The 11,194-nt window shown below is 63.2% G+C and carries 7 protein-coding genes; 6 read left to right on the top strand and 1 reads right to left on the bottom strand.

Annotated elements, in window-relative coordinates:
- Positions 1-2,120 (bottom strand): choice-of-anchor M domain-containing protein (locus QZ540_RS07110; RefSeq protein WP_294628761.1); only part of this gene is annotated, 2,120 nt, incomplete at its 3' end.
- A 274-nt stretch (positions 2,121-2,394) separates the two neighbouring features.
- Between QZ540_RS07110 and QZ540_RS07105 the strand changes: the two genes are divergently transcribed.
- The 6 genes from QZ540_RS07105 to QZ540_RS07080 all read left to right on the top strand — a co-directional run bounded on the left by QZ540_RS07105 (position 2,395) and on the right by QZ540_RS07080 (position 10,709).
- Positions 2,395-4,701 carry a TIGR03773 family transporter-associated surface protein gene (locus tag QZ540_RS07105; protein ID WP_294628759.1) on the top strand — a complete coding sequence of 769 codons (2,307 nt, stop codon included), beginning with the start codon at positions 2,395-2,397 and terminating at the stop codon, positions 4,699-4,701.
- Entirely contained in the window at positions 4,688-6,439 is a 1,752-nt protein-coding gene (locus tag QZ540_RS07100; RefSeq protein ID WP_294628757.1) for an anchored repeat ABC transporter, substrate-binding protein, read from the top strand. Before QZ540_RS07105 ends, QZ540_RS07100 begins: the two co-directional genes overlap by 14 nt.
- A 94-nt stretch (positions 6,440-6,533) precedes the next feature.
- Positions 6,534-7,628: a choice-of-anchor M domain-containing protein gene (locus QZ540_RS07095; RefSeq protein WP_294628755.1), complete on the top strand. Its 1,095-nt coding sequence runs from the start codon at positions 6,534-6,536 to the stop codon at positions 7,626-7,628.
- Complete coding sequence (locus QZ540_RS07090; protein WP_294628753.1) at positions 7,625-8,503, top strand: metal ABC transporter ATP-binding protein; 879 nt, start codon at positions 7,625-7,627, stop codon at positions 8,501-8,503. The genes QZ540_RS07095 and QZ540_RS07090 overlap by 4 nt, the downstream gene beginning before the upstream one ends.
- Positions 8,500-9,354 carry an anchored repeat-type ABC transporter permease subunit gene (locus tag QZ540_RS07085; protein WP_294628751.1) on the top strand — a complete coding sequence of 285 codons (855 nt, stop codon included), beginning with the start codon at positions 8,500-8,502 and terminating at the stop codon, positions 9,352-9,354. The genes QZ540_RS07090 and QZ540_RS07085 overlap by 4 nt, the downstream gene beginning before the upstream one ends.
- A gap of 284 nt (positions 9,355-9,638) precedes the next feature.
- The gene (locus QZ540_RS07080; protein WP_070690368.1) at positions 9,639-10,709 is read left to right on the top strand and encodes an alcohol dehydrogenase catalytic domain-containing protein; all 1,071 of its coding nucleotides are present in this window, start codon (positions 9,639-9,641) and stop codon (positions 10,707-10,709) included.
- Positions 10,710-11,194: the final 485 nt, after the last annotated feature.

Here is an 11,194-nt window from a genome sequence, read left to right as displayed (position 1 = left end):
GTCCACACGACCGAATCGAGCGGGCGCACCGTCGAATCAGCATCAATGATGCCGCTGTCATCGCGCAGACCCACGGACAGCTGGCGGTCCTTCAGGGTCGCCTGGATGTCCAGGTGGCCGTGCGAAATCTTGGTGCGGCCGTCAATCTGGCCGGGCACGCACTGGTTACCCGGGGTTCCGGGGGTGGACGGCTGCGCAGACGGTGCCGGGCTAGTCGGAGCAGGTGCGCTCGGGGTCGGGTTCGCGGGCGCGGGGCTAGACGGTGCCGGAGTGGAGGGCGCCGGAGCAGGCACGCTCGGCTCTGCAGAGGCGGTCGGCACCGCAGGCACGGTCGGAACCTCGCTGGGAGACACCGACGGAACGGTGCTGGGCTCAGCGGTCGGAGCCTCGGAAGGAGCCTCGCTCGGCTCAGCAGAAGGCTCGGCAGAGGGCGCGACCGTAGGCTCAGCGCTCGGCGACGGATCCACCGGAGCAGGCTTCGGCGCATCGCTAATGGGTGCACTATCGGGAGCCAACGCACCGTGTGCGGTGTACTTCGTGCCCGGCTCGTAGTTCGCAGCCACCTCAGTGGTGGAGGCGGAAGCGTTCATATCCGGGTGGGTCAGCATCTTCACGCGCAGAGCCGTGCCCTTGTAGAACGACTCGTCACGGAAGGTAAAACGCGCCACGCCGTCCTCAACGGAGCCTTCCAGGTCGAGGTACGGGTAGACCGGGTCATCCTGGGCGTAGAAGCCGCCGCGCATGAAGCCGCGCACCTTCGGGTCCTTGAAGCGGACCTCAACGGTGCTGAAGCCGTTGCCGTTCGGGGTGACGGTCACGTCGTAGTCCATGCTGGTCGGCGTGTACTGCTGGGTGCTGAGTACGGTGTTCGCCTGATCCGGGATTTCTTCGGGCCAGGTACCGTTGCCGTCGTCGCTGTAGACGCTCTCAGCCTTGCCGGGCTCGTAGGTGAGCTTGTGCGAGATCCAGCGGGACGCCTCCGCGCTGTTCGCGTCGGAGGTGTCGGGGGTGAAGACAGCCTGCAGCTGGGAGCCTTCGCTACCGAGCATTTCAGACCAGGTGGCGGTACCGTTCACGACCGGCAGGTCGGTCAGGAAGTAGCCGTTGTTGTACAGGGTCAGGGTGCCCTTGAGGTTCTTGTTTGCGGCGGTGAAGGTGATGTCGCTGAGCTTGTCGTCGGCGTCCTTGTTCTTTGCCGGGTCGGCGTCCAGGCGGTGCGGTGCCACGGACAGCATGTACTTTGCGGCGTCCAGGTCACCAACGGGTGCCGCATTGTAGCGGTCAACGGTGGGCACGGCGGTGGGGGTGCCGTCACCGAGCACGGGCTGCATGCCGCCAACCTGCCAGACCAGCTTCGACGGCTTGGAGCTAATGATGCGGCCGTCGGTGGAGCGCGCCACGGTGCGGTAGGTGACCACGTAGCGGCCGGGGCGGGTGAAGGTCGTGGTGTTGTGGGTGTGGCTACCCTTGTCGAGTAGCCAGGAGTGCCAGCCGGTCGAGCTGCTGGAGAGCATGCGGTACACGTCAGCGGGGGCGTCGTCCGGGTTGTAGCGGAAGAGCTCCATACGGCCGGGACCCTCAACTGAGAGAATGTCGGTAGCGAACACGCCGTCACGGAAACGCTCAGTGGGTACCTTCGTGGAGGCACCCAGGCCAGCCCAGATGGGGTCCTGGTTGCCGTAGGTCAGGTGCGGTGCCATGTAGAGGGTCTGGCCGGGTTCGCCGAGGAACGCCAGGGAGGGCGAGTCGCCCAGGGTCATGGTGTACTGCGACTTGCCGTCCCTGGTGCTGTAGCCCTTGCCGACCCAGTTGACGGTCTTGTCCAGTTCGTAGGTGTCTGCACCGGTCTTGTAGGGGTTCGCCTCGTTCATGAGGACGAAGGTGCCGTTCTGCTCGTCCCAGTATGCCTTGGGGGCGTCAACGTGGCCCTTGGTGGTGACGATTTTGCCGTCGTCGGGGCCTGCTGCAGCGGGCAGGGAGGGGGCAGCGCCGGCAAGCGCGAGCAGCGCTGCGGCGGAGAGGAATGCGGCTGCGCGGCGGAGGGCGGGCTTGCCGCCGGGGATGAAGAGTGCGGGGGTGTGTGTGGTGACCCGTCGTTGGGTCTGCTTCTGAGAGCTCATGACAACCTTTCTCATTTTTCTCTTTCTTAGGGTAGCGCTTTTGCAAATAATTGTCATTTGGAAACTAACTGAGTATAGTGATTCTCAGAAAAACATGTGCGCAGAGGCGCGCCCAAAAACGCACACCACGTACATTCACAAAGAGAAAACACGGCAGAGCGCACCCCTTCCGCAAGGGAGAAACCGGCAACAGGCCGCCGGGACAAGCACCGGACACACCCCGGGAGCACCGGGCAAGCGCGCCAGCCAACGAGCAGTCATCCAAGGAGCCACCATGCAAGGACGCACCAAACCCCTGAGCCTACTCAGCGCAACCACCCTCGGATGCACCCTCGCACTCGGGGCGCCCCTCGCCCTCCCCCAGGTCGGCACCTTCACCGCCGCACAGGCACAGGAAAACCAGGCAGGCACCCAGACCGGCACCCAGGCGAGTACCGAGTCGCGCGGTTACGTCAACTACGAAGGTGACTACGTCATCGCCGGCGTGCACACCGAAATGCTCAACGCATTCCTCGACGGCAACCAGTTCACCCTCGGCACCCTCGCAGACACCGCCCCCGGCCAGCAGGGACGATTCAACCCCGCCCGCACCGTCTTCCACCTGCCCGACGTCGAAGACGCACACACCAACGTCGTAGCAGGCTACGACTACATTGCCCCCGAAGGCACCGACATCTTCTACATTCCCTCCACCCGCACCCGCGGCCTGCTCTACCCCGGCCTCGGTGCGGAAGGAATCCGCCCCGGCGCACTCAAGGACAACACCATCAACCTTGAACTCGTGCGCAGCAGCGTACCCGAAGGCGGCCGCGCCGAGGTCTTCACCGAATCCGGCCGCGACAACCCGCGCGTCTTCAGCACCAACGACCAGCTCGCACCGCACACCATCACCGCGGGCGGCCACGAGCACCTCAGCTGGGCATTCACCCGCGCCGGCATCTACCAGCTGACCTTCCGCGCCACCGCGACCCTTGCGGACGGCACCCCGGTCAGCTCCGAGGCGACCTACACTATCGCCGTGGGCACCAACGCCGAGGACGGCTTCAAGCTCCTGAACGCGCAGAACGCCACTAAGGAAGCAACCAAGGACGCCACGAGCGAGGCGACCTCCACCGCAACCGAGAGCGCCACCGGCACCCCCAGCGCATCTACTTCTGCGAGTGCTGAGGCGAGTGCATCTGCTGAGGCGAGCGCATCCACCGGTATTCGCCGCGTGGACGGATCCGTGAACGGTCAGAACGCCGCGCAGGTGACCGACCCGAACGGTGCGAAGGCAGCGGCGAATGGTGAGCAGGCGTCTCAGGGTGGATCCGGTGTTACCGCTATCAGCGGCACCGACAACACCACCAATAATGGCTCTGACAAGGGCGAAAACAAGGACGGCAATGCCACCAGCGCGAAGGGATCCAGCGTGAAGGGCTCCAACGCCCAGAACGTCACCGCACCCAGCAACGGCGGCGGCATTACCGGCAACGGTGTGCTGTCCTCCGGTCTGCCCGGCAGCCTGAACCAGCAGTGCATCGCAACCGAGGTTCCCGCCGAAGACGCCAAGGACGCTCAGAAGGACAACAAGCAGAGCAACCAGGCAGCCCAGGCACCGACCAGCATCCCCACGCTCGCCGTGGTCAACACCGCCGAGCACAGCGGCCGTGAAGAAGTCACCCACGGCCACTTTGACGTGGGCCCGATCCTCAACGGCGGCAACCTCACCAGCAGCGTGAAGGACGACCGCACCAGCCCCGCCCGCCACGTCTCCCCCGGTGCGCTCGAGTTCGTGCTCAATGACGCGGCGAAGATCAACCTGCCCGCAGGCATGGAGAATATCGCCCCGGCGGGCACCCCCGTACACATGATTGGTGCAACCCAGCAGCAGGGCGTGCCCTGGCTCGGCTGGAGCACCCAGGACCCCGAACTGCTGAAGCAGCTCGATGGCCCCGTCACCATGAGCCTCAACGGTTTTGAGGGCCCCGGCACCATGTCTACTTTCCTCTCCGGTAACTTCGGTGCCGCCGGTCAGCAGGTCTTCGATTCGCGTAGCGGCGGCTCCTTCCAGGTGCCCGCAAACACCCACCAGCACAGCAACTGGGTGTTCACCGCTGAGGGTCGCTACACCGTGACCATCGGCTGGACTGCACGCCTGAAGAACGGCCAGCAGGTCAGCAGCGAATCGGTTCTGCACTTCACCGTCGGCAACCCCGATAACGCCCCGGCAAGCGACAACGGCCAGGGTGCGGCAGGTGCCAAGCAGGACGGCGGCAACGCTAACAGCGCTAACACCGGCGGCGAGAAGAGCACCGCCAAGAACCCCGTCAACGGCACCGTGGACGAAGCCACCGGCATCGTCACCAAGCCCGACGGATCCAAGGTGCGCATCGTTGGTAAGACCGCCTCCGGTGAGGATTGCGCCCTGACCAGCCAGGAACTCGCGAACGCGCAGAAGGCAGCCGCCGCAGGTAAGCTGCCGAACACCGGTGTGGTCATCGACCCGTTCATGGTCAGCACCTCCATTCTGGCGCTGGCACTCGGTGCCATGATTCTGCGTTCGGCACGCCGAAAGGGCCGCCGCGGTGACGCCGCATAGCGGGCATACCGGCAAGGGGTCACACGCCTATAGTCGACGCGCCGCCCTCACCCTCGCCTCCCGCATCGCGGCAGGTGCCGGGGTGGGGGCTGGCGCCTTCGCACTGAGCGGATGCGCCAGCACCGAGAACGCCTCCTCCGACCGGATGCGCGTGGTCGCCACGACCCCGATCCTGGCGGACTTGGCGCAGCAGATTGCTGGCGAGCGCGCCAGCGTGCACTCCCTCGTGCCTGCCGGTGCTGACCCGCACTCGTATGAGCCGAGCCTGCGCGATATCCGCGATGTCGCCTATGCCCGCTGCGCCCTGACGAACGGCCTGCTGCTGGAGCAGCGTAAGCTTTCCAAAATGGTTGAGGCGAACCTGCCCGCCGGGGTTGTATCCGTAGCGGTTGCAGAGAAGATTGAGCAGTACGGCGGCAAGCTGGAAGCCATCGTGGAGGATGCCTCCCTGGACTCCATCTGGCTGGGTTTGCGCGTTGAAGAGGGCGGGCAGAACGAGTCTGCACCCGCCGATTCTTCGGATGCAGGCATGCGCTTTGAGGTGCAGAGCGTGCGGGCGCGCACCGCCACCGATTCGTCGAATGCGCAGTTGGCGGCGTTCATTACGCAGACCTTCGGCGCGGTGGAGATGCTGTGCGATTCGCATGCGCGCGGCGTGAACCTCACCCGTGAGGGGGACACCGCGATCCGTACCGGCGACATGGGTTCGCTGGAGCTTCCTCTGCAGGCGCATACGCACCTGTCGTGGGCGTTTAGTGATGCCGGCGAGTACGCCATTGAGCTGAGCGCCACCGCGGTCAATGCGCCGGAGTCGGTGCGTTCTTCGCGCGGAACCCTGTACTGCGCGGTCGGTCGCGACCCGCAAGAGCTGGTGGACCGCCTGGCGAAGGAACAGAACGTTTCTACCTCGGACATCAAGGTTCTTTCTGCAGGTCACGCCGATATTACGGCACGCACCGGCGACGGCAGGCTCGTGCTTCGCGCGGACTCCTCCCAGGGCGCCGTGGAGCACGAACTGAACCGCACCGTGGTCGCGGTCCCCTCCCGCACCCTGCAGGAGGTGCCCGCAGGCGGCAGCTACCGTTTCCTGCGTTCGGGTGCTTCGGAGCATCGTGGTCAGGTGTACCTGCTGGCGCAGGCTGTTCTGGGCAAGCACGTACACGGCGAAATCGACCCGCACATTTGGCATTCGGTACCAAATGCGAAGGCGAGCGTGCAGGTCATTCGTGACGCGCTCACCTCCGCCGATCCGGCGGGTGCGAGCGAGTACGCGACCCGCACCGAGCAGGTCATGAAGGAGCTTGACGCCCTGGACGCCCAGCTGCGTCAGGTGTACGGGGCCCTGCCGGAGGCGGCACGCAACCTGGTCACCACGCATGACGGCTACCGCTACCTGGCGAGCACCTACGGGCTGCACATTGCCGGTTTTGTGAGTGCTAGTGCGAGCGGCGAGCCGAGTATTCAGCAGCGTCAGCGTCTGCGCCGCACGGTCGAGGATTTGAAGGTTCCGGCGATTTATCTGGATAAGTCCACGGCGATGCGTTCACCGGTTCTCACGGAGCTGGCTCGGGAGGCGCAGGTGCGTACCGGGGTGCTCTATTCGGACACTCTGGATGCGCAGGCTCCCCACTACGCGCAGATGATGTTGGCGAATGCTCACACGATTGCGCTGTGTTCTGGGGCTAGTTCTGGCGGCGATTCTTCGGGTGCTAGCTGCTCGGAGGCTAGCACCTCGTAACCCGGTTTTTAAGCTACCCACAAGCTCATATAGCCGTATCAGCATATAGATAATCTTTCACACACCGTTTCGGTCATGATTCAAGGAAGTCCTCATGATGAACTCAACCACCCGCTCTTCTCGTAGCCTGTCCGCCCTGGCTCTGGGCGCCAGCCTCATGCTCGCACCCCTGGGCGTGGCACACGCGGAAACCACCCCGGCAACCACCGAGAGCGCCTCCGCTCAGCCGAGTGACAGCAACCTGAGCCGCGGCGATCGCGCCCTCACCCAGACCCTGTCGGCGGAGCAGCCGGTCGCATCCGGCCGCACCGAAATCTCCGCCGGCCACGTGGATATGGGTCCGCGCTTCAACAACGGCAAGTTTGAGCTCATGCTCCACGACGACCACGGCGAGAGCCCCGTCTGGCGCAGCCTGGACGAGGTCATCTACCGCGGTAGCGATAAGGCCATCCTGGAGGTGCCGAACGACCCGCGCTACTCCTTCGTGGGCGCACCCGCCGGCTCGAAGGTGTACGTGATTCCGCAGACCGAAACTAAGGGCGTCATCTGGCCGGGTTGGAACACGCAGGATCCACAGCTGGTGTCCAAGCTGAACCGCGGCGTGAACCTGACCCTGGAGCAGGTGAGCGGCCCCGGCACGTTCAGCCTGTACCTGGAGAATGGCAACTTCTCGGCACCGCAGGTGCTGTGGTCCTCGACCAAGAGCGAGCCGCAGAAGCTGTGGGTGGAGAAGAACACTCACACCCACGCGAACTGGGTGTTCACCGCCCCCGGCGAGTACCTGCTGAAGGTCACCGCGAGCGCTGAGCTCTCTGACGGTTCGACCGTGACCGATACCCGCTACCTGAAGTTTGCGGTGGGTGACTCCGCGAGCGCCGATGCCCTGTACGCGATGGAGGCGCAGGCGCGCGGTTCCTCGGGCTCGGCTTCTTCTGCCTCCTCCGATACTTCCTCTAGCTCTGCTTCCCAGTCTGCCGGTACTCAGGCATCCGGCACTCAGGCGTCCGGTTCTTCATCTGCCGCCGCGGCGAGCGACCAGAGTGGCTACAAGGCAGAGTTCACTATCCCCTGGGGTGCTATTGCCGCAGGCGTGGCAGCTGTGATTGCCGTGGGCGCATTCCTTTCGTTCCGTCGCCGCTCCTCCGCGCAGCGTGAGGCACTGGATGAAGTGCGCGGTGACCGTTCGTGAGCGCGTCGGTAACAGCGGGTACTGAACCCGTTCTAGAGATTTCGAACCTGTACGCGGGCTACGCGCGCCGCTCCATCCTCAAGGATCTCTCCCTAACCCTGGAGCGTGGCGAGTTTGCGGGTCTGATTGGCGCTAATGGTGCCGGTAAGACCACGTTGCTGCGCACCATTTTGGGTCTGATTCGCCCGGCGTCCGGTCAGGTTCGGGTGTTGGGTGAGTCGCCGCGTGTGGCGCGTGCGCATATTGGTTATGTGCCACAGAAGCACCAGTTCCAGTGGGATTTTCCGCTGACCGTCAAGGACACGGTGATGACCGGTCGCGTGCGTGAGATTGGGTTCTTCCGCCGCCCGGCGAAGAAGGATTGGGTGCAGGTTTTTTCGGCGATGGAACGCACCGATGTTCTGCACCTGCAGGATGCTTCCATTGCGGAGCTTTCCGGTGGTCAGCGCCAGCGAGTGCTGCTTGCGCGCGCCCTGGCGGCGAACCCCTCCCTGCTGCTGCTGGATGAGCCGTTTACGGGCGTGGATGCACCCACCCAGACCACTCTGACCCGCCTGTACCGTGAGCTGGCGGATGAGGGCATCACCATTCTGATGTCCACGCACGACATGCTGGCGGCGCGCGAGTCCTGCTCGCGCCTGTGCGGTGTGCGCGGCAATATTCACCTGGATGGCCCGGCGGCGTCCTTTAGTCTGGAGCAGCTGCACACGTGGTTGCACGGTCACGATATTGAGGAGGCGCAGGGTCACGCCCGCACGGGCTTCACCTGTGCCGGTGGTGCGTTGGATGAGTACGGCCACGAGCTGCCGGATTCCTGCGCTTCGGCTGCTTCCGTCTCCCCCGCCCACGCTACTTCTACCGGGGGTGCCCGTTGATTACTCCTCTCGATTTTCTTGCCGATCTGTTCAACCCGTCGCTGGCGTTCCTTCCGCGCGCCCTGGCGGCTGTGCTGCTGGCGTCGGTGGTCACCGGCGTGGTGGGCTGTCACGTGCTGATGCGCGGCATGGTCTTCATTGGCGATGCGGTGGCGCACTCGGTGTTCCCGGGTCTTGCGGTGGCGTTCGTGTTGGGCGGTAACCTGATGGTGGGCGGCCTGACCGCAGGCGTGGTGACGGCTATTCTGGTGGCTATTTTTAGTCAGAATCAGCGGCTGCGCGAGGATTCGGTCATTGGTATTTTCTTTGCCGCATCTTTTGCGTTGGGTATTGTGATTATTTCCTTGGCGCCGGGCTATTCGGGGTCGGTGCAGGATTTCTTGTTCGGCTCGATTGTGGGTGTCTCGAATGAGGACATTACCAACGCCGCGATCATGGGTGCCGTGATCCTGCTGGTGTTGTGGCTGTTCCACCGGCAGATTGTGACGGTCAGCCTGGACCGTGAGAGTGCCCGCGCGATGGGTCTGCCGGTGCTTGCCCTGGATATTGTGCTGTACGTTCTGGTGACCATTTCTGTGGTGCTGGGCCTGCAGACGCTCGGTAATGTGCTGGTGTTGGCGCTTCTGGTGATTCCGGCGTCGGCAGCGCGCCTGGCGTGCCGCCGCCTGGGGTCGATGATGGTGTTCTCGCCGGTGTTCGGCGGTATCTGCTCGATTGTTGGCCTGTACCTGTCGTGGGCGTTTAACCTGCCGACCGGTGGCACGATTGTGCTGTCGATGGTGGCGGCTTTTGTGCTGGTGTGGGCGGTGACGGCGGTTCGTTCGCGAGCGCGTGCCCAGCTGAAGAGCTAAACCCAGCTCAACCCCATTTCAACCCAATCTATCTGTATAAAACGCACGAGGCGCATCCCTATTTCGGGGGTGTGCCTCGTGCGTTATTTACAGGTATTAAATACCCAAACTGAATCATGTTTATGTTTAAAGAACTAAAAGATACACTCCGCGTAATAAAAGCGCATAATTCAACACGTCGGGTTTAATGAAAATACAACCTATCAAATATTTCTTATGGGTTGATACATGTAGTGATAAAGCAGTCACTACACCCTCATTAGAGCTTCAACGAAGGAGTCACCATGAAGGCATATGTGTACCACGGTCCCGATCAGAAGGGCGCCTGGGAAGAAGTCCCGAACCCCACCATTCTTGAGCCCACGGACGTTATCGCGCGCGTCGACACCACCACCATTTGCGGTACTGACCTGCACATCCTGAAGGGCGACTGCCCCGAGGTGGACCACGGACGCATCCTCGGCCACGAGGCTGTCGGTACCATTACCGAGGTTGGCTCCGCAGTGACTGACCTGAAGGTCGGCGACCGCATCATCATTCCCGCTGTGACCAGCTGCGGTAAGTGCTCCTACTGTAAGGCGAACCAGCCTTCGCACTGCCAGACCGTTGGTGGTGTCGGCTGGATTTTCGGTTACATGATTGACGGTACCCAGGCGGAGTACGTGCGTGTTCCCTACGCAGAGACCTCGGTTCACCTGGTCCCGGAGGGTCTGACCGATGAGGACGTCCTCTTCCTCACCGACGCACTGCCCACCGGCTTCGAGATTGGTATTCTGAACGGTCACACCAAGCCCGGCGACACCGTCGCTGTCGTGGGTGCTGGCCCCGTGGGTCTGGGCGCAATCATGACCGCTAACCTCTGCGGTGCTGGCCGCGTCATCACCGTCGACTTCGACGACAACCGCATGAACAAGGCACTGGAGCTGGGCGCCACCGATAAGGTCAACGCGGGCGACCCGGACTTCATCGAGAAGATTAAGGCTCTCTCCCCCGACGGCCTGGGCGTGGATGTGGCAATTGAGGCTGTGGGCGTTCCGCAGACCTTCGAGACCTGCACCAAGATTGTTCGCCCCTACGGCAACATTGCGAACGCCGGCGTGCACGGCAAGCCCGTTGAGCTGCCCCTGAACACCATGTGGATTTCTAACGTGAGCATCAACATGGGCCTGGTCAACTGCAACACCGTCGGTAACCTGCTGAACATGGTCCGCTCCGGCCGCCTGAACGCTAAGGCGATGGCAACCCACCGCTTCACGTTCGACCAGTTCGAGGAAGCCTACGACCTGTTCAGCCACGCTGCTGAGCACAACGTGGTGAAGGTTGTTATCTCCCGCGACCCGGAGGTTGCGGCATAGACTGCGGTAAGCTCATATACCGCTGATACTGAAACCCCGAACGTTCGTTAGGGATTTCGGTGGGATGTATTCATGACACTGCGAACATCCCTAGGATTCGCCTCCGGGTGGGAGAGGGTAGGTCCCACCCGGAGCGCGAATCGCCCTCCCCTACCCCGAGATGTAGTTATTTTCTGATGATGTAAGAAATCTGAAGATGTAGAGATGCGCCAGCTCGGGGTTTTCTGTTCCCTCAGCCCCCTCTCCGGTGGGCTCTGGGGCGGTTCCTCAAGCGTGATGCACCCTCTGCCGGGCGCTCTGCCAACCTGCTTCGGCGGGTTCTTCTGCCAGGCAACCTCTACCGGTGGAGGGGCGCATCATTTGGCTCTTCTTGGTCGGGTGGTACCTCCGATTCTGCTCGCCCTTGAAGGGAAAGGAAAAGGGTCGCACGCTTACGGTTCAATGGCGAACTCGTAGGCTGCGACCCTTTTCTCATGCCCGGTTTT

Source organism: uncultured Rothia sp., assembly GCF_916049665.1.
In the GTDB taxonomy this organism is placed as follows: Bacteria; Actinomycetota; Actinomycetes; order Actinomycetales; family Micrococcaceae; genus Rothia.
This window is presented reverse-complemented; position numbering and strand designations above follow the sequence as displayed.